Below are 18,284 nucleotides of genomic sequence, written 5' to 3'. Positions count from 1 at the left end.
AATAACAAAAGTGTGAAGGATATGTTCCCGGAGGAAAGAGATCGCAAGGAGTGCACTCTCAGCCCTGCGGGGACAGTTCCAGCCATTGGCCCAAACGGGTACTATAGAGATAGACCTCGACGGGCACATCAAAAATGCTCCCGAGGGCGCGGCGGTAGCAGTCTAGCTGGGGGCCGTAGGTCAGGGCGAGGGCGTCAAGCCCGCCGGAGGAAAGGCGGTCGGTTTTCCAGTCGATCACGAGCCAGCCGGTGTCGGTGCGTGCGGCCAGGTCGATGGTGCCGTCGTAAACGCGGCCCGTGTCCTCGGGCCAGAAGACCGGCACTTCGGCGCGGACCAGCAGGCCGGGAGCGGACAGGCGTTGGGCGGCCTCGGAGCGGAAAAAACGGTCCAACTCGTCCTGCCCGCGCGGGCGATCCGTGCAGTGAGCGAGGCGGGCTTCGGCGTGTTCGCGCCAGGCGTCGGGACCGGCGGCCCAGGGGAGGGTTTCCATCGTCAGGTGCCACCAGTTGCCGTAGTCGGCCCCTTTTTTGGCGGCGGCAGCGGCGGCCAGCTCAGGGAAAAGCGGTTCGGCCTCGAGGTCGCGTTCGTCGCGGTGATGCCCCTCGAAGCCCTCATGCCGCGCCAGCGAACTGGGCAGCACGCGCTCGGCGAAGTCCCCGGCGTGCTCGCGGGCGAGTTGGGCGCGGCGAGTGCGTTCTGTGGCGGTGTCCTCCGCGAGCGAAGTGGGAGTCGTCTCGGGGCCATCCGTTTCGCCGGGCGCGTGGCGGGCGGGGAAAAGCTCGGACTTGGGCGCGAAGGCCGGGAGCCCGTCCCACCAGGAGCGGTTGCCGTCGTTGGCGAGCACGCGCAGCCCCCCGGCAAAGGAGCCCTCCGGGCGGTCGAAAAGCGATTCGTCCTCGACCACGATCAGGCTGTGCCGGGCACGGGTGGCGCTGACGTAGAGCAGCCGCTCATAGGTCTGCGCGTTGCGGCGGGCCAGCGCGGCCTTGGCGGTGGATTTGTCATGGTTTTTGGATACAGCCAGCACGGGACGCTCGCCGGGACCGCCCAGCAGTTGCGGGTAGTTCGCGTTCGCCTCGGTGATGGGGGAGAAAAACAGCGGAAGGATGACCACGGGCCATTCCAGCCCCTTGGACTTGTGGCAGGTCAAAAGCTGGATGCGGTCGGGGGCGGCGGGAGCCTCGCCGGGGGCCTCGGTGTAGCGGCGGCGCAATGTTTTGGCAAAGTCGGCCAGCGTGCCGCCCCGGGCCTCAGCGGCGTCTGCTTCGACACGCAGGGCGTCGAGCGTGCGGGCTGTCCGCTCCGGGGAAGCGCCGGGCAGGCAGGCCAGCCGAGCGGGCAGCGCGGTGACGGCGAGCAGGTGCTCCAGCGCCTCACGTAGTGGAAGATGGATACACTTGCGGCGGGCAGCGTGGAGCAGGGCCAGCGTTTCCCCGCAAAGGCCGGGGACGGCATCCGGGCGCGTCTCCAGGCTGAGCGGGGAGGGTTGGCCAGCCTGGCGGGCGGACTGGACGAGTGCGGCCATTTCTCCGTCGGCCACAGCGAAAACCTCCCGCAGCACGCCGAAGAGTTCAAAGCTGTCACCCGGGCTGGCCATGACCTGCATGAGCCCGGCGGTCCAGGCGAAGGCCGGGTCGTCGCCGAGGAGGTCGAGGCGGGAGTGGTTCTGGACGGGCAGGCCGATGCGTTCGAGTTGGAAGGCGAGCGCCTCCAGCCCGTCGCGCCGGGGGCACAGCAGGGCGACTTCGCCCCAGCCGTGCGCGCCGAGTTCGGCCGGGCCGCGGGCCTTGAGCCAGCGGGCGAGGGCTTCGGCCTCGGCGTCAAGCCGATCGCGCTTGCGTTTGCTCTCGGCCTCGGGGCGCAGGGTGAGCCGTTCCACGTGGCCGGGGAGGACGCCGGGCCGGGCCTCCAGCGGTACGAGGTTGACCTGCCCGCCGGAGCCGTCGAGCACGGCGGGAAAGGCAGTATTGACCGCCGCCACCACGGCGTGGTCACAGCGCATGGTCACGCGGAAGGTCAGCTCGCCGCCGTCGGGAGCGCTTGAGAGCGCCGCGTGCAGCGCGAGATAGGTTTTCAGGTCGGCGCGGTCGCTGTAAATGGACTGCTGCGGGTCGCCCACCATGCAGAAGTGCCCACCGGGGGGCGGTTCACCGAAGCCGGGCCAGTCGGCGGGGGCGCCGCGCTCACGGGCGACAGCGGTGAGCACGCGGAACTGCACCGGGTCGGTGTCCTGAGCCTCGTCGAGGATGACCCGCCAACGGTGGGCGCGGATTTCGGCCAGCGCCTGCGGTTGGGCGAGCAACTGGTCCGCGAGAAAAATCATGTCGTCGTAGGTGAGCTGCCCGGCCTCCAGTCGGAAGGCGCGGTAGCGCCGCGCCACGGCGGAGGCGAAGCCCAGCCCGGTCTCGGCGAGCCAGTCCTGTACGGGTTGGAGGGCGTTGCTCCAGGCGGCGACAAATTCTTTGGCCGTGGTCGCGGGCTCGGGCAGGCCGAGTCCGCGTGCGGCGGGATCGGCCAGGGCGTCGAGCCAGTCGCGCAGGGTCTGTTGCGAGCGGGTGATGGTCGCGGCGGAGCGGCCTTTGGCTTCCCAGCTAAGGACTTCGGCGGCGTCGGGAGAGGGCAGGGGACCGGGCTCGGGAAAAGTGTCGCCGGGCAGCTTGCGGGCCAGTTCGAGCATTTTTCCCAGCGGGGCGATTTTTAAGAAGTCACCCCGGAGCGGTTCGGGGATCAGTTCGCTCAGGCGGTCCTGCGAACGCAGAAAACGCAGCCAGAGAGCTTCCTCGTCCTCGACCAGTTCGAGCGCGGGGGGCAGGCCGAGGTGGTGGCCGTGACGGCGCAGCAACTCCAGGCAAAAGCTGTGAATGGTCCCGAAAAAGGCCCGTCCGAAAAGTTTCAGCAGGTGCTCGTTGCCAGCGGCGTGTTCGAGGAGCTTGCGGCGGGCGCGCTCCTGAAGTTCCTCCGCCGCCTTGTTTGTGTAGGTGACGACGGCCAGGTGCGGGAGCAGCGGCTCGGCGCGGTTGGCGTCGCCTAGGCCGATCCGGGCAATGCGTCCGACGATGGAGGTGGTCTTGCCCACACCCGCCGGGGCGATGACGGAGAAGTTTTTTTCCGTCTCGTTGAGGAACTGGTCGCGGTCGGCCTGATCGGGGAGGGGGGGGAAGGCGTTGCTCATGCGTCGGCCTCCTCGTTGTTGTCGGGGTCGAGCCCGGGGTGGGTGAGCAGCCACTTGCCTTTGAGTGTGGCCGGGCCGATCACGAGCGTGGCCAGCGGGTAATGGCCGCTGAAGGTAAAGCGGTCGCGGAACGCCCCCCAGTGCCCGAGTGTGCCGGTGGTATGGATGGCCGAGACGGCCCCGAGCAGCGCGGTCTGCTCGCGCACGTCGGTGTCGGTGAGCTGGGCTTTTAACGCGCCGCCGGGCATGAGCAGGCTCAGGGTGACGGGCGAGAAGCCCAGTTGGCGCAGGGCCAAGGCGTAAAGCCCGAGCTGGAGTCCGTCGCCCTCGGCGAAGCGCTTAGTGGTCAGGGGCTTGCGGCTGGCGCTGGTTTTAAAGTCCACCAGCCAGGCCGGGCCGGGTGTGTTGTCGGGGTCGGCACCGTCGTGAAGGATCAGGTCGATGCGCCCGCGCATGCGCAGCCGCGCCCCGCCGGGGTAAAGTTCCAGTTCTCCCTCGGGGAGCGTGAACTCGCTGGCCATCTGCCCGCGGGGGAGGGCGTCGAGGGCGGTGTCGAGCACGGCCCCGATGAGGGACTCGGCCATGAGAAGCGCTCCCGCATGGGACTCGCTCCACCAGTCGGGCAGGCGACGACCGGCGGCTTCGTAGGCGGCGGCGAGGCGGTTTTCGACCCGGGCGGCCTTGTCGCGGGCGATCTTGGGCCACAGGGTGCGTTCGGGTAGGGGGAGCCAGTGGCCGTCGTTGGCCAGCGGGCTGACCCAGTCGTGGACCCAGAGCCCGACCGCCTGCGCCAGCGAACGCTCGGCCTCCGGTTGCCAGGCGATGTCGGCCCGGATAGCCTGTTTGATCCAGGTGTAGCCGGGGTTTTTGAAAGCCTCCTCCCATTGGGAAAAGGAAAAATCCAGCCCGCCGGGCGGGGGCACATCGAAGCCGAAAAAGTACCCGTCAAAGGGGAGGGCGGCATTGCGGCGGTTCTGGTGTACGCCGATGAACCCGGCCCGCCCGTCGAAGTCCCGGTCGGTCTCGGGCGCGGGCAGGCGGGCGCGGCTGGCGGCTTCGAGTCGGTCGCAGGCGGCCTCGTCGGGGAGGTCGCCGTGGGTGAGGTGCCAGGCTTTGAGGAATAGGTCGTTCAGGGGGCTGGCGCGGGTAGCGGCGGGGTTTTCCCGGCGCGAGGCGGTGCAGGCGATGACGGCTCCGGTCTGGGAAAACAGGTGCCAGAAGGCCGACTCCAGCAGTGCGGCCTGCTCGGCGGGGGCGAGGAGTCGTCCGTGTTCGCCGTCGAAGTCAGCCGCGCCCTCGACGCTGTACCCGGCCCGTTCGTTGAGATGGCGGATGAGGCTTTCGTCCAGCAGGCCGGAGGCGGAGATGGGCGGCTCCCATTGCCGTCCGTTGAGCCCGGCAAAAATCAGGTGCGTCCAGTCGCCGGTGAGGGCTTCCTGCACGGTGACAAGCGCGACACGGGCCAGAGGGTGGCGTCCGGTCTCGCTGCGGGCGCGGCCCGGGCGGTCCACCATCTTGGCCAGCCAGCCGAGGAAGGCGGCGCGGTCAAGCTCCTCGCCGATGCGGGGAGCCAGCAGGGCGACGCGGTCGGTGAGGAAGTCCAGGCGCTCGGGCCAGGCGAAACGTTCCAGCACGGGCCGCGCGGCCTCGGTGAACCCGCTCAGAGTTGCCTGCGCGGGCAGGGTGGGCCATTGGGTGAAAAAGTCAGCTGCCTCCGGGCGGTGTGAACCGGCGGCCCGGAGTACGGCGAGGTCGTCGGTCATGGCCTCGGAGAAGGTTTCGCGCAGGGCTTTTAAAAGCTTCTCGGCTGGTTCGGGGGCGAGTTCGCGGTGGGCGCGCAGGGCGTTGATGAAGTCCACCGCCTCGGGCAGGCGCTGGCTCTCCTGCATGGCGCGCCAGGCTTCCAGCAGTTGGAAGCCGGCGGGCCGGGCAGCGGCGTGGCCTCCGGCGTCGTAGTGGGGGAGGCGGGCGGCTTCGAGGGCGAGGGCGGTTTCGCGCAGCAGGGAAAGCCCGCCGTGCGGGAAGACGATCCCGATGCGCGGGGCGTCGGAATCGGCCAGCCAACGCTCGGCCTGGTCGGTGATAAGTTGCGCCTCCACGCAGGGATCGGGGGCGAGCAGGAAGTCCGCCTCCGGGCCTTCAGCGGGCGGGAACTCCATCATGCCGGGGGCGGGGGCGGTTGGCCCGAGGATGCTCTCCCAGACCTCGGTGAAGGCGAAGTCCAGCGGCGAGTCCGAGATGGGCTGGCTGAAGACCACGGTGGCCGCTTCACTGGCTGCGAGAGCGGACCGGAGAAGAAAAAAGTGCCCCATTTGCCCCGGTCCGAAGCCCAGCACGAGCAGGTGGGAAAAAACCGGTTCGGGGCGATCCTGCGGGCGGGCGGCGGCGTTGGCGGTCTGCATCCCGGCCTGGTCGAGTTGGTGGCGCAGTGCGGCTAAAAGCTCGTTGGCGGGTTCGAAGCGGAAGACGTTGTCGGTCCACCCGGCGGCGTCGAGCGCGTCGAAGTCGCGCAAAAAGGGCTGCGGGTCGGCCAACACGGCGCGGGCGAAGACGTTGTCGGGCAGGCTGCGGGCGGCCAGCCGGAGGAAAAGGATCAGCTCCTCGCGCACGGCGACGGGCTTGTCCTGCTCGGTGCTGGCGGTCAACCGGTGGCGCAGACGACCGGGAGTAAAGATGTCGATCCCGACCAGCGGCACCCCGGCCTCGGCCAGTTGGCGCTTGAGGACAGAGGCGGCCACCCCGTCCGGCACCAGCGCGGCCACGGGCCTCTCCGCCTGCCAGGCGGTCTTCCCTAACAGCTCGAACCACGGACGCGCGGCCTCCTCCCAGGCGGCGCCGGGGCGGGAACAGGTCAGATGGCGAACGGTGGTCATGGAGATTGCTTAACCGGAGGTTGTGCGCCCCCGGACCCTGAAGCTGGTGGATTGCTGGTCCAACCGGACCCTGCACTTTCGATGCCTTTGCATCGTGTTGAAGAGCAATGCATTGAAATTGACGCGGACAACGGGGCCCAAGGATATTTCAAAACAGGCTCTGGGGGGAGGCCACACCCGCGCGTTGGCGCGGGTGTCAGTGATCCGGAGGATCACAGGTGCAGGACTAGTCCTGCCAGGTGAAAGTGATGGGTTTTTCGATGTCGGGGTGAAGGCTGTTGTGGACGGGGCAGCCGTAGGCGGCGCGTTCGAGGGCGGCGCGTTGCTCGGGGGTGGTCGGCGTGGGAACGTCGATCGTCAGCGGCAGGGCGGCGATGCGGCGCGGGCTGTTGGAGGACATGTGTTTTTCCACCGTCAGGGTCATGCCCTTGAGGTCGAGGCCGAGCGAGCGGGCCTTGATGCCCATGATGGTGGCCACGCAGGTGGCCAGAGCGGAAGCGCACAGGTCGGTGGGCGAAAACGTCTCGCCCCGTCCCTGGTTGTCCACCGGCGCGTCGGTGGCGAGCGTTTGGCCCGAGGGGCCGTGGGTGACCGTGCAGTGCAGGTCGCCTTCGTAGGAAGCGGTGAGCTGGACCATGCCGCCGATGAAAACGCCTCCCCGGCGCAAGACAACCCTTTCCTGCCTTGAAACCTCGTCCGAGTCCGCCAAAGTAGTTTGGATTCGTCGGTTCGCGCCCGTCCTCCGAGGCAGTTCAGGCGACACTTTTTTCAGGTATGGACAGGGCCTCTCATCATTCCCCCGGACTGCTCTCCGTGCGCACGCTCGTCACGGTCTTTTGCTTTGTGCTGCTGGTGTTGCTGGCGGCGGCGACGGTGGCCCCGCTCTGGGCGCAGAAGGACTGGCGGCTCGACGGGCTGAGCCATTTCCGGATGGAGTACTTCGCCGGGCTCGGGCTGCTGGGGCTGTTTTTACTGGTCACGCGCCGCCCCGTCCTGCTGGTGCTGACGCTGGTCTTCCTCGGTTGGAACGGGGTGGAGGTTTTTAGGATTCCCAAGGGCGGGGCCGCGCCGGGGCGCTCGGTCTATAAGGCCGCGTCGTTCAACATCCACACGCAGAACCGGGACTTCGACCGGATCGTGGAGTGGGTGAAACAGGAAGACCCCGACATCTTTGTCATGGTCGAGGCGACGGACTCGATGCTGCCGCTTTACAACGAGCTGGACCGGCTCTACCCGCAGAAAAAGCGTCGCAGCATGGGCCGCAGCGGGCTGGGGGCGGTTATTTACAGCCGCTACCCGGTGGTCGACGAGAAATTCGCCTGGGGCGGCGTGGGGACAGTGCCCGCGCGGGTGGAACTGCCGGAGGGGACGGTGACGCTGGTGGTGATGCACCCGCCCGCTCCCGACAGCAAGGACGCCTGGGGCTGGCGCAACCACGCACTGGGCGACCTGGCCAAGCTCTGCGCCTCGCAAACCGGTGCCGTCATCGCGTTGGGGGACATGAATTGCTCCCCGTGGTCGCCGTTTTTCCAGAAATTCGAGCGGGAAAGCGGCCTGCGCTCGCCCAATGTGCGCTGGCTGCCGCGCCGGACCTGGCCCGCCGGGATGCCGCTCATCTGGACGCAGATCGACCAGTTTTTCGTCTCGGCGCAGATCCGCCCGGTGGCCGAATGGACCGGCCCCGAACTGGGCTCAGACCACTACCCGATCGTGATGACTTTTCAGTTCGAGCCGTGAGCGCGGGGATCGTGGGTTGACGGTGCGGCGGAGTGTGCGCTTGGGGGGGGTCGTTTTTTTATTCACCGCAGAGGCGCAAAGACGCAGAGGGAGAGAGAGGGAGTTTTTGGGTCAATGGGCGCTGTTGGCGGGCGCTGATGGCAGGGGCATAGACTCCTCCGAATAGAGTAAATACGGCGAGGCTTACCCCTTGAAAAACCTCTGCGTCTTTGCGCCTCTGCGGTGAAAACCCTCTCCCCCGAACCGCTGCTACTGTGCGCTACGCCAAGTAGTACCCCTGAAACGGGGAGGGGCAATCGCACGGCGTGGGCCGTGAGCGGCCGTGGCTGCGGGCGGTCTTGGCTTTGGCCTCGGCTTCGAGCAGCCCGGCCCAGGTGCGCAGGTAGAGCGCCACGTCGGCGGGCTGGTTGCGGCGCAGGTAGCGCATGCCGCCGGGCAGGGCCATGAGGATGCGCACGTCGCTGAGGTATTCGAGCCGGTGCAGGTCGCGGCGTTCCAGCCCGGCCTGCATCATGTGCTCGATGATGTCGTCGATGGGCAGCCCGCTGGCCGGGCAGTAGTCATTGGCGTACTCCGACCACTCGGATAGCTCGTGCTTTTGCGCACGCTGGAAAATCTCGGTCGGGGACAGGCCGGTGATTACCCGGGCGAGGTGGCCGCAGTTGCATTTGCCCGCGTGCGCCCAGTGGTAATCCGCCCCTTCCTCGATCTGCCGGGCGGTTTCCCGCAGGGCGCGGATCAGTTGCGGACGTGGTTTTGCCATCGCACCATAATGTGCCCCCAAGGCAGGTTTTATGCAAGTGGGTCTCAGGATTTTTCTCCTTCGGGCACGCGCCCGAAAACCGGGTGAGGATTATCCGTGCAATTCGCGCGAATCCCCTTTTTATCGTTGGGGATGGAGAGCATTCCCAATGTCCTGGCCGACCGTTACGCCAGCGGGCCGATGAAGAAAATCTGGTCGCCCAGCGGCCGTATTGTGCTGGAGCGCGAGTTCTGGATCGCCGTGCTCAAGGCGCAGGCCGACCTCGGGCTGAGCGTGCCCGCCGGCGCGGTCGAAGCCTACGAGGCCGTCCGCGACCAGGTGAACCTCGAAGCGATCAAAAAGCGCGAAAAGATCACCCGGCACGACGTGAAGGCGCGGCTGGAGGAATTTTGCGATCTGGCTGGACACCAGCAGCTTCACAAGGGACTGACCAGCCGCGACTTAACTGAAAACGTCGAGCAGCTCCAGGTTTACCGTTCGCTGGAACTGGTGCGCGGAAAAGTCGCTGCCGCCCTCATCGCCCTGAGCCGCAAGGCGGTTGAGACGCAGGAGCTCCCCATCACCGCGCGCACTCACAATGTGGCCGCGCAATTGACCACTTTCGGCAAGCGCCTGACCATGTTCGGCGAGGACTTGCTGCTGGCCTTTAACCGCCTCGACAGCCTGATGAAGGGCTACCCGGTCCGCGGGCTCAAGGGCGCTGTCGGCACCCAGACCGACCAGCTCCGCCTCTTCGACGGCGACACCGACAAGGCCGCCGCACTCGATCAGGCCGTGGGCAAGCACCTGGGCCTGCCCGCCGCCTTCGACTGCGTGGGGCAGGTTTACCCGCGCAGCCTGGACTTCGACGTGGTGAGCGCGCTCTACCAGCTCGCCTGCGGCCCGGCTTCGCTGGCCAAGACCCTGCGCCTGATGGCCGGGCACGAACTGGCCTCGGAGGGCTTCGCGCCGGGGCAGACCGGCTCCTCCGCCATGCCGCACAAGATGAACTCCCGCAGTTGCGAGCGCATCAACGGCTTCCACCACATCCTGCGCGGCCACGTCACCATGGCCTCGGAGCTGGGCGGCGACCAGTGGAACGAGGGCGATGTCTCCTGCTCGGTCGTGCGCCGGGTGGTCCTGCCGGACGCGTTCTTCGCGCTCGACGGGCTGCTGGAGACCTTCCTCACCGTGCTGCGCCAGATGGAGGTTTACCCGGAAATGACGGCCAAGGAAAACGCCCATTACCTGCCCTTCCTTTCGACCACCGCCGTCCTGATGGAAGCGGTTAAGGCCGGGGTCGGGCGCGAAGAGGCCCACGAGGTGATCAAGGAGCACGCGCTGGCCACCGCCCGCGACCTCAAGGCCGGAAAGATTTCCCGCAACGACCTGGCCGAGCGCCTCGGCGCCGACTCGCGACTCAAGCTCGGGGAGGACAAGATCAAGGCCATTATCGACAAGGCGAAGGAGGAAACCGGCTCCGCCGTCAAGCAGGTGGGCCGCTTCGCCGAAAAGGTCGTCCCTATCGCCGAACTCTTTCGCACCGCCGTCGAGTACATCCCCGAAGACATCCTCTAGGCGGGGTGCCCCCGCTGGCATTGAGGGGGATAAATCCCCCTACGGAGCCAGAAAGGCTCCTACCCCCTGTGCGTTGGCGGGCTGGACTCTGAGGAACTGCTCCCCTGCACGGCCAGAATGGTCGCTGCCCTCCCCCTGTCGCGGGGAGGGCGTGGCGGAGCTGGACGATGCGGGAAGCTGCACATGACGGCATCCTGCGCGGTTGCCGGACGGGGGGCGCGTGGATGAGCTGGCACTCGCTCCCTGCCGGGGCGGTCAGTACGCTTACGGGGCAGGAGCCTTTCTGGCTCCGATGGGGCAGAGCCCCATCACGGTGCGAAGCACCGAGGGTGCAGGGCATGCCCTGCTGTGGTTTCGGGTTGAGTTTATTTAGGGAATAAGCTTACATTATGGTGTAACCCCAACCCAAGGATCTCTGTATGAGCGACGAAACTGTGAAGCCTCAGGACCACTCGGCTGGCCCCGGTGTTTACGAGCGCGAAGATTACGACGATTACCCCAAGCCCTCGAAGAAGGACAAAATGGTCCTGATCGGGATGCTCGCGGGGCTCGCCCTGCTGTTTCTCTTCATCATCGTAGCCGTCGGCTTCTGAGGTCCGCCCGTCCGCGGGCTTGCATGGAAACGGTCCGGTGTCAGTCCGGGCCGCTCGTGGGTGGGCTGTCTTTAGCGGAAAGCTCCGCGCTGGGCGGGTGTCCCCAAAAACGTCGATAGAGTCGGGAAAAATACAGCGGATCGGCGTAACCGACCTCGGCGGCGATGCGTTTGTGCTGCCAGCCGGTGGCGTGGATCAGATAGCGGGCGCGGCGCAGGCGGAGGCGTTGCAGGTACTCGCCGGGCGTGCACATCATGGCTTCGCGAAAGCGTTCGCGGAAGTAGTTCGGGGTCAGGCCGCAGGCGGCTTCCAGGCGGGCGAGCGCGTCGGGCTCGCAAAAATGCTCCTCCAGCCAGCGCAGGGCCTGGCGTACCTGCGGATGCGGGGGACGGGCTTGTTCGATCCCGTCTTGGGCGAGGACTGGCGCGGCCTCTTGCCAGAAACGGGCCAGCATCGGCTTGAGCGCGGCTTCCAGCCCAAGACGCAGGAGTGGGTCGTCCGCGGAACGCGTGTGGGCCTGCCAGAGTCGGGCCAGCTCGGCCAGGGCGCGTTTCTCGCGGGCGAAGGCGGCCCGTCCCGGCGTGCGGCAGAAGCAGTGGCCGGGGCCGAACTCAACCGGATCGTCGTCAAACTCGCACCAGGCGATTTCGCACCCGTGCTCCAGCGGGGTAGACCACATGCGCCGGGTCCACGCGGGCACGAAAATCTGCGTCCCGGCCTCCAGCACAAACGAACGCCCCTCGACCGTGTAGCGCATGCTTCCGGCCAGGAGCAGGATCAGGCGGCAGGTGGTGACAACCTCGTCGTGCGCACCCGGCCCGGCGGTGTAGTGGCGCTGCCCGACCCGCGTGACCGCGACCGGTGAGCGCAGGACGCGGGCCAGCAGGTTTTCCGCTGTCTGCCGTTGGGGGAGATTCATGTTTGTTTGGATATTTATGTAAAAATCAGATGTTTTGTCCATGTTATTGGGGGCGGTGACCATCGGTCCGGACTGGTGTTGCCGGTGGGGGTGACGGAGGATTGGCGCATGGCAGAAAAAACGATCCGCGAGCCTGCCCGGGAGCTTCCGGTGGCGGGCGACTACGACCTTTGCGTCCTCGGGGGCTCCTGCACGGGCGTCTTCGCCGCGATCCGGGCGGCCCGGCTCGGCTTGTCCGTCGCGCTGGTCGAGCGCATGGGGAGCTTTGGCGGGGTGGCCACGCTCTCGCTGGTCAATATCTGGCACAGCGACCTGGACGAGGCTTTTGAAAAACGCATCTTCGCCGGGCTTTCGCTGGAAATGGTCGAGCGTCTGCGCCGGCGCGACGCGGTGCAGGACAGCTTGCGCAGTGGCGCGGCGCGGTGGATTTTTAACAGCGCAGAAATGCAGATCGAGCTGGACGAGGTTGTGACTGAGGCGGGGATCGACCCGTGGCTGCACACGGCTTTTTGCGCGCCGTGGGTCGAGGACGGGCGGCTGGCCGCTGTCATCGTCGAGAACAAATCCGGCCGCTGCGCCTTGCGGGCCCGGTTCTTTATCGACGCCACCGGCGACGGCGACCTCTGCCACCGGCTCGGGCTGGCGGGGCGCGTGGCCGCGCATTTCCAGCCGGGCACGGCCTGCGCGCTGGTGAGTGGCTGGGAAAGTGTCGGGCAGGCACCGTGGCGGGAGATCGTCGCCCGTCAGGCCGACGCGCACCGCATGCCCAAGGGCTTTATCTGGTCGGCTCCGGTGCCGGGGACGGACCTGCGGATGCTGGCCGGGACGCGGGTGGGGGAGGATTGCTCCGACGCGCGCGGCCTGACCCGGGCCGAGATCGAGGGCCGCCGCCAGATCCGCGCCATTCAGGATATTTTAAGGGAGCACGTGCCCGGTTCGCGGGTGGGGCTGGCCGGGCTTCCGGCCCGGATCGGGATTCGCGAGACGCGGCACATCGACTGCCTGCACCGGCTCAGCGGCGAGGAAGTCCTCCACGGCAAACGCTTCGACGACGCCATCGCCAACGGCTCGTACCGGGTGGACATCCACCACCGGGACAAGCCCGGGATCACCTTCCGCTACCTGGACGGACGCGAGACCTATACCCGGCACGACCAGCCCCCGGTCGAGGGGCGCTGGCGGGCCGCGCAGGCGGTGGACCCGACTTATTACCAGATTCCGTACCGCTGTCTGATTCCGCAGGGGCCATATGGAAACCTGCTGGCAGCGGGTCGCTTCATCGATGCCGACGAGCAGGCCCACGCCGCCATCCGGGTCATGGTCAACATGAACCAGACCGGCGAAGCCGCCGGGGTCGCCGCCGCGCTGGCCCTGCGGGGAGGGGTGGCCGCCGCCGCCGTCGATCCGCGCCAATTGCGGGCAACGCTGCGCGAAGGCGGGTCGGTTATTTTGTAAGGGGGGGATCGTCGGGGAACTGCTCCTTCGCGGAAAGAAAGGGGGGGCTGCCGGTTCATTGCCGGTCGTCAGTCATTACCGATGGGCAGAATGCAGGCTTGAGTCTGGCCGCTGGGGCTGGCTAGTAGATACCCGCACACGTGGAAGCCGACAGCCTATTTTTCATCATCGGATACATCCTGGCCGGACTGGGGCTGTTTTTCGTCGGTATCCAGATTATCGACCAGCACCTCAAGCGCCTGACCGGCTGCCGCCTGCACGGGATTTTTCTGCGGCTGACTTCGACCCGCTGGCGGGCCGCCTGGTGGGGGTTCTGGATCGGGGCGATCACGCAGACCGCCGCCGCCATCACCTTTCTGACCATCAGCGTGGTCTCCAGCGGCCTGATGAAGCGCCAGCGGGCGATTTCCCTGCTCAACTGGTCCAACCCCGGCACTTGCCTGCTGATTTTTTTCCTCGTCCTGCCGCTGAACCTCTTCATCGCCTACCTCGTGGGGGTGGCGGGCATCCTCTACGCTTTCGGGGTGCCGCGCCGGGGGCGAGACCTGCTCGGGTTTCTGTTCGGGATGGGGTTGTTGTTCACGGGGCTGCTGACCTTGCAGGACTATGGGGAGGATTTTCAGAATTTCACCTGGTTCCGGCACATCATGGAGGCGACCGCCGGACAATACCTGCTGGTGTTCATCGCCGGGTGCCTGCTGACGGTGGTGGCCCAGTCCGGCAACGCCGTGATCCTCGTCACCATCGTGCTGGCGCAGGCCGGGCTGATGGGGCGGCTGGAAGCGCTCATGGCGATCTACGGCGTCAACCTCGGGGCGAGCCTGATTACGCACCTGCTGACGCTCCGGCTCAAGGGCACGCCCAAGCAGATGGCGATGTTCCAGGTTTACTACGGGTGGATCGGGACGGCCATTCTGGTGCCGCTGTTTTTCGTGGAAGTCTGGGGCGGGGTGCCGTTGGTGGCGGCGTTCCTGGAAACGCTTTCGACCTCGCTTTCAACCGAAATGGCAGTGGCCAACCTGCTGTACTGCGTGGTCACGACGGCGGTTATCATGCCGCTGGAGGGGCCGCTGGCCCGTTGGCTCAACCGCGCTTACCCGCCGCCGCTGGACGAGGACGCCAGCCGCCCGAAGTTCCTTTACCCGCGCTGCGAGGCGCAGCCGGAAACCTGCCTCGACCTGATCGGGATGGAACAGACCCGCCTCGGCGAGCAACTGGCCCGCTACCTGCGGATGGACCCGCACTCGAACTTCCTCGCCGAGGAGGCCCGGGGCATCCACGAGAGTTCGCAGGGGCTGCGCCGGGCGATTGACGGGTATCTTGAACTACTTGTCCACCAATCGCTTGCCGCGGACACCACGCATCGCGTTGGAACTCTCAGCGAGCGGCTCGACATCTACGCCTCGCTGGAGGAGGAGTTTTATAAAAACATCCCCCGGGCCAAACTGCTCGCCCGCCGTCGCGACACCAGCGCGGGGCGGCTCTACGAGGGCTTCGAGGCGGCGGCCCTGACCGTGCTCGACGCGGTGGAAACGGGGGAGCCCGACGACATCGCGCTGGCGCTGCTCATCACCGGTGACGGCAGCGAGACGCTTTCGCGGCTTCGGCAGGGCTTCATCGAGACGGCCCGCGAAGCCGCCCCCCGCGAGCAGGCTGAGCTGCTTCAGGTGGTGGCCGCCGTCGAGCGCCTGATCTGGCTGCTCAACTCGCTGGCGCGTTCGCTGGAGCACGCCTCGGCCCGCCCTGTGGACCGGGAGGCGGACGATTGATGCCGCCCGCTGGGGCCGGGGAGCGCGTTTTTCATTGCCAAGCCCAGTGCCCATCCTCAAATTTTGTCCTCTTTTAAACATCCAAACACCCAGACAGACATGTCCGAAGAACTCACCGGTAACATTTTGATCGTCCAGGACGGCGAACCTACCCCCACTGTAAACTCCACGCTGGCGGGCGCTGTCACTGAAGCACTGAACCACGACTGCATCGAGGAGATCTACGGTGGGCTCAACGGCCTGCGCGGCCTCATGAACGAGGACATCATCGACCTGGCCGAGGAGTCCCAGCAAGTCATTCGCGGGCTACGCGTCACCCCCGGTGCCGCTCTGGGAATCAGCCGCGGCTCTGTCCGCCGCCCCGAGGAGCTGGAGCGCGTGCTCGCCGTCCTCGAAGCCCACAACGTCCGCTTTTTCCTGCTCATCGGCGACCGTGAGACCCTGGAGGCCGGTGCCCGCCTGAGCGAGCTGGCCGAGGCCAAGGGTGTCAGCCTGCGCGTGATCGGCCTGCCCAAGTCCCTGACGAACGAGCTTTCCCTCACCGACCATTGCCCCGGCTACGGCAGCGTGGTCAAGCAGATCGCCTCCACCGTCAAGGAACTGGCCGTGGACGCGTGCTGCCAGGGCAACCACGACCTCGTCTCCATCCTCGAAGTCGGCGGCGGCCACACCGGCTGGCTGGCGGCGGCCTCCTCGCTGGCCAAGCGCCGCAACGAGCCCTCCGACCCGCCCCACCTCATTCTGATGCCCGAGGTTGCCTTCAGCGCCGACGCCTTTGTCGAGCAGGTGAGCAACGTGCTCAAGACCCATACCTACTGCCAGATCGTGGTCGGGCAGGGGCTGGTTGACTCGGACGGCAATTACCTGGCCACCTCCATCCCGGCGGAAATGGCCTCGCTGCCGAACATCAGCTCGCCGTCGCTTTTCCTGCGCCAGTTGCTGGAGCAGCACCTCGCGGTCAAGGTCCAGTGCTCCGTCCTCGGGGCGACCCAGCGCTGTGGCGCCCGCGCCGCCTCCCAGGCCGACTCGAACGAGGCGTTCCTGTGCGGCCAGGCTGCCGTCGAGGCCGTGGTGGACGGCCAGTCCGGCAAGGTCATCACCCTGTCCCGTGGCGATACCGACACCTACAGCTGCGAAACCGGCCTGGCTTCGCTGGCCGACATCGCCGACAGCACCAAGGCTTTCCCCGCCAACTGGATCAACGAAGACGGCCTGAGCATCAGCTACCAGTACTACAAGTACGCCAGCCCGCTGGCCGCCGGTGAGGTCTCCGTGCCCTACGAAAACGGCACCCCGGTGTTTTTCGCGCTGGCCGCCAACCGCGTGGACAAGCACCTGGAAGCCTATTCCATGGCCTGAGCCGGGTGGGCGTTTCGCCCGCCTTGACTGATTCCAAGGGAACTCAGGCCGCCAACGCCTGACTGACTCTTTTTCAACACCGCTGTGCTCCCCGTATCCCCAAGGTACGGGGAGCCGCATTTACGCCCGCCGCCCCGAACCGGACGGCATTTTTTTCAGGAGACCCGACACACATGACCGTACTGGACAGGCTGGAACGCCGCTTTGGCGGACTGGCCATCAAAAACCTCACCCTGTGGATTATCATCGGGCAGGTCGTGGTCTATGGACTGATCTCGCTGGGCAACTTTCCCCCGGAGCGGTTGACGCTCATCCCCGGACTCGTGCTCCAGGGCGAGGTCTGGCGGGTGTTTACGTTCCTGTTTTTCCCGCCCTCAAGCAGCCCGATCTTCCTGCTCATCGCCTGGTACGTGTTTTTCATGCTCGGGCGCGCGCTGGAGGGGACTTGGGGGGAGTTTCGGTTCAACCTTTTCATTTTCGTCGGGGCGCTGGCCACCATCGCGGCCTCCTTCGCCGCCCCCGATCAGGTCGCGACCAACGCCTTTCTGGCCACCTCGGTCTTTCTCGCCTTCGCTTACCTGTTTCCGAACTTCGAGTTCCTGCTCTTTTTTGTCCTGCCGGTGAAGGTCAAGTGGCTGGCGGCGCTGACCTGGGCGCTCTACGCGTTTGAGTTCATCGGGGGCACCGCCTCCAACCGCCTGATGGTGCTTGCGGCCACGGCGAACTTCTTCCTCTTCTTCGGCGGCGAAATCCTGCGCCGGGGCAAGGCGGCCAAACGCCGCCAGGTCTATGAGCAAAAGCAGCGCGTCGAGGCCGAGAAGCCCTTCCACCTGTGCTGCATCTGCGGTGCGACGGACAAGACCAAGCCCGACGACCAGTTCTACTACCGTGACGGGCGCGGCTACTGCGAATCCCACGTCACCCTCATGGACCAGCCCGAAGCCGACCAGCTCTCCGCCGCCGGCGGAACCTTTAAGGAATAGCCTAGGCCACGTTCTTGCGAAGGAACGAAGTTCCGTCTCAAAAGTTTTTTGGGGAGAGCGCGAGAGGGTGCTTAAGCATGGCGGTTTGCGAGAACCAACATGTCAACAAGAAGCTACCGTCGCCTCCGCGTGGAGGATCGTCCCATTATTTATCGCATGCGTAAAGCCGGAAAGAGTCAGCGCGAGATCGCCCATTTTCTGGGGTTTTCTCAATCGAGCATCAGCAAGGAGCTGAGTCGTAATCGGGGGCTGCGCGGGTATCGTCCTGGACAAGCGCATGCCAAGGCGCTTGGGCGTCAGCAGTGCAAGCGTCGTCGTCACCGCGTGATCGAGGGAGAGTTGGAGGCCCTCGTGCGGGAGCGGATTGAGTGCAAGCACAGCCCCGAGCAGATCAGCGGAGCTCTGCGGCGGCAGGGGCGTCCGGCGCCTTCGCGTACGAGCATCTACACGTTTATCCAGGCTGACCGTGATCGCGGGGGCACGCTTTACCGGCACCTGCGCATCAACGGCAAACGCCGCTACCGGCACAAGAACAAAGCCAGCCGCCACAAGCTCCCGGCCCGCGTGGACATTGAGCTGCGGCCTGCGATCGTGCAGCGGCGCGAGCGTTACGGCGACTGGGAGGCGGACCTCATCGCCGGTTGCCGGGGTGGAGGCTACCTGCTGAGTCTTTACGAGCGCAAGAGCCGCTATGGGCGGCTGGCGCTGCTGCAAAGCAAAGATGCCAACGAGACCGCTGAGGCCATTATCGGCGTCCTGCAAGGCTACCGCGTGCACACCATCACCTATGACAACGGGCTGGAGTTCGCCGGACACCGGCGCGTCAGTGAGGCCCTCGGCGCAGCCGGATTCTTTTGCAAGCCCTACCACTCATGGGAAAAAGGCGGCGTCGAGAACTTCAACGGACTCGTCCGACAATACTTCCCCAAGGGCACAAACTTCCTCGATGTGGGCGAGCCTAGGCTCGCCCACATCGAAGCCCAACTCAACCAACGCCCACGCAAAACCCTACACTTCCTTTCTCCCAACAACCTCAAACTACACTTCGCCGCTTGACCACCTCAACCCAGCACAAAAATGATTCCTTAGAAGTTGGAATCCGCG

General features: G+C 66.3%; 13 protein-coding genes. 8 read left to right on the top strand and 5 right to left on the bottom strand.

Annotated features, from left to right (window positions below):
* Positions 1 to 58: 58 nt before the first annotated feature.
* The 3 genes from H5P28_RS14650 to H5P28_RS14640 form a co-directional block, all read right to left on the bottom strand.
* Complete coding sequence (locus H5P28_RS14650) at positions 59 to 3,172, bottom strand: UvrD-helicase domain-containing protein (RefSeq protein ID WP_185676457.1); 3,114 nt, start codon at positions 3,170 to 3,172, stop codon at positions 59 to 61.
* Positions 3,169 to 6,045 carry a PD-(D/E)XK nuclease family protein gene (locus H5P28_RS14645; protein WP_185676456.1) on the bottom strand — a complete coding sequence of 959 codons (2,877 nt, stop codon included), beginning with the start codon at positions 6,043 to 6,045 and terminating at the stop codon, positions 3,169 to 3,171. The genes H5P28_RS14650 and H5P28_RS14645 overlap by 4 nt, the downstream gene beginning before the upstream one ends.
* A gap of 226 nt (positions 6,046 to 6,271) precedes the next feature.
* Positions 6,272 to 6,682, bottom strand: coding sequence for an OsmC family protein (locus H5P28_RS14640; protein ID WP_185676540.1), 411 nt, complete (start codon positions 6,680 to 6,682; stop codon positions 6,272 to 6,274).
* A 137-nt stretch (positions 6,683 to 6,819) separates the two neighbouring features.
* Here H5P28_RS14640 and H5P28_RS14635 point away from each other — a divergent pair, with 137 nt between their 5' ends.
* Complete coding sequence (locus H5P28_RS14635; protein ID WP_185676455.1) at positions 6,820 to 7,782, top strand: endonuclease/exonuclease/phosphatase family protein; 963 nt, start codon at positions 6,820 to 6,822, stop codon at positions 7,780 to 7,782.
* Positions 7,783 to 8,041: 259 nt separating this feature from the next.
* On the opposite strand, the gene H5P28_RS14630 is transcribed toward H5P28_RS14635, so the two are convergent.
* Positions 8,042 to 8,545 (bottom strand): hypothetical protein, encoded by a 504-nt coding sequence (locus tag H5P28_RS14630; RefSeq protein ID WP_185676454.1) that lies wholly within the window; start codon positions 8,543 to 8,545, stop codon positions 8,042 to 8,044.
* Positions 8,546 to 8,677: 132 nt separating this feature from the next.
* Between H5P28_RS14630 and purB the strand changes: the two genes are divergently transcribed.
* The gene (purB, locus tag H5P28_RS14625) at positions 8,678 to 10,102 is read left to right on the top strand and encodes an adenylosuccinate lyase (protein WP_185676453.1); all 1,425 of its coding nucleotides are present in this window, start codon (positions 8,678 to 8,680) and stop codon (positions 10,100 to 10,102) included.
* Between the two features lie 419 nt (positions 10,103 to 10,521).
* Positions 10,522 to 10,695 carry a hypothetical protein gene (locus H5P28_RS14620; protein WP_185676452.1) on the top strand — a complete coding sequence of 58 codons (174 nt, stop codon included), beginning with the start codon at positions 10,522 to 10,524 and terminating at the stop codon, positions 10,693 to 10,695.
* A 40-nt stretch (positions 10,696 to 10,735) separates the two neighbouring features.
* On the opposite strand, the gene H5P28_RS14615 is transcribed toward H5P28_RS14620, so the two are convergent.
* Positions 10,736 to 11,614: an AraC family transcriptional regulator gene (locus H5P28_RS14615; protein WP_185676451.1), complete on the bottom strand. Its 879-nt coding sequence runs from the start codon at positions 11,612 to 11,614 to the stop codon at positions 10,736 to 10,738.
* 108 nt (positions 11,615 to 11,722) lie between these two features.
* Between H5P28_RS14615 and H5P28_RS14610 the strand changes: the two genes are divergently transcribed.
* The 5 genes from H5P28_RS14610 to H5P28_RS14590 all read left to right on the top strand — a co-directional run bounded on the left by H5P28_RS14610 (position 11,723) and on the right by H5P28_RS14590 (position 18,236).
* Positions 11,723 to 13,069 carry an FAD-dependent oxidoreductase gene (locus H5P28_RS14610; RefSeq protein ID WP_185676450.1) on the top strand — a complete coding sequence of 449 codons (1,347 nt, stop codon included), beginning with the start codon at positions 11,723 to 11,725 and terminating at the stop codon, positions 13,067 to 13,069.
* A 140-nt stretch (positions 13,070 to 13,209) separates the two neighbouring features.
* Positions 13,210 to 14,838: a Na/Pi symporter gene (locus tag H5P28_RS14605; protein WP_185676449.1), complete on the top strand. Its 1,629-nt coding sequence runs from the start codon at positions 13,210 to 13,212 to the stop codon at positions 14,836 to 14,838.
* Between the two features lie 99 nt (positions 14,839 to 14,937).
* Positions 14,938 to 16,197, top strand: coding sequence for a diphosphate--fructose-6-phosphate 1-phosphotransferase (locus H5P28_RS14600; RefSeq protein ID WP_185676448.1), 1,260 nt, complete (start codon positions 14,938 to 14,940; stop codon positions 16,195 to 16,197).
* 173 nt (positions 16,198 to 16,370) lie between these two features.
* Complete coding sequence (locus tag H5P28_RS14595; protein ID WP_185676447.1) at positions 16,371 to 17,180, top strand: rhomboid family protein; 810 nt, start codon at positions 16,371 to 16,373, stop codon at positions 17,178 to 17,180.
* Between the two features lie 99 nt (positions 17,181 to 17,279).
* Positions 17,280 to 18,236 (top strand): IS30 family transposase, encoded by a 957-nt coding sequence (locus tag H5P28_RS14590; protein ID WP_281398168.1) that lies wholly within the window; start codon positions 17,280 to 17,282, stop codon positions 18,234 to 18,236.
* The last annotated feature ends 48 nt before the right edge of the window (positions 18,237 to 18,284 follow it).

The sequence above is a fragment of the Ruficoccus amylovorans genome (genome assembly GCF_014230085.1).
In the GTDB taxonomy this organism is placed as follows: Bacteria; Verrucomicrobiota; Verrucomicrobiia; order Opitutales; family Cerasicoccaceae; genus Ruficoccus; species Ruficoccus amylovorans.
Note: the sequence above shows the minus strand (reverse complement) of the source record. Positions and strands in the feature narration are given on the sequence as shown.

Coding starts and splice junctions, on each gene's coding strand:
- H5P28_RS14630 (WP_185676454.1), bottom strand. CDS start 8,545: ATGGCAAAACCACGTCCGCAACTGATCCGCGCCCTGCGGGAAACCGCC.
- H5P28_RS14645 (WP_185676456.1), bottom strand. CDS start 6,045: ATGACCACCGTTCGCCATCTGACCTGTTCCCGCCCCGGCGCCGCCTGG.
- purB (WP_185676453.1), top strand. CDS start 8,678: ATGGAGAGCATTCCCAATGTCCTGGCCGACCGTTACGCCAGCGGGCCG.
- H5P28_RS14620 (WP_185676452.1), top strand. CDS start 10,522: ATGAGCGACGAAACTGTGAAGCCTCAGGACCACTCGGCTGGCCCCGGT.
- H5P28_RS14595 (WP_185676447.1), top strand. CDS start 16,371: ATGACCGTACTGGACAGGCTGGAACGCCGCTTTGGCGGACTGGCCATC.
- H5P28_RS14610 (WP_185676450.1), top strand. CDS start 11,723: ATGGCAGAAAAAACGATCCGCGAGCCTGCCCGGGAGCTTCCGGTGGCG.
- H5P28_RS14600 (WP_185676448.1), top strand. CDS start 14,938: ATGTCCGAAGAACTCACCGGTAACATTTTGATCGTCCAGGACGGCGAA.
- H5P28_RS14590 (WP_281398168.1), top strand. CDS start 17,280: ATGTCAACAAGAAGCTACCGTCGCCTCCGCGTGGAGGATCGTCCCATT.
- H5P28_RS14615 (WP_185676451.1), bottom strand. CDS start 11,614: ATGAATCTCCCCCAACGGCAGACAGCGGAAAACCTGCTGGCCCGCGTC.
- H5P28_RS14650 (WP_185676457.1), bottom strand. CDS start 3,172: ATGAGCAACGCCTTCCCCCCCCTCCCCGATCAGGCCGACCGCGACCAG.
- H5P28_RS14635 (WP_185676455.1), top strand. CDS start 6,820: ATGGACAGGGCCTCTCATCATTCCCCCGGACTGCTCTCCGTGCGCACG.
- H5P28_RS14640 (WP_185676540.1), bottom strand. CDS start 6,682: ATGGTCCAGCTCACCGCTTCCTACGAAGGCGACCTGCACTGCACGGTC.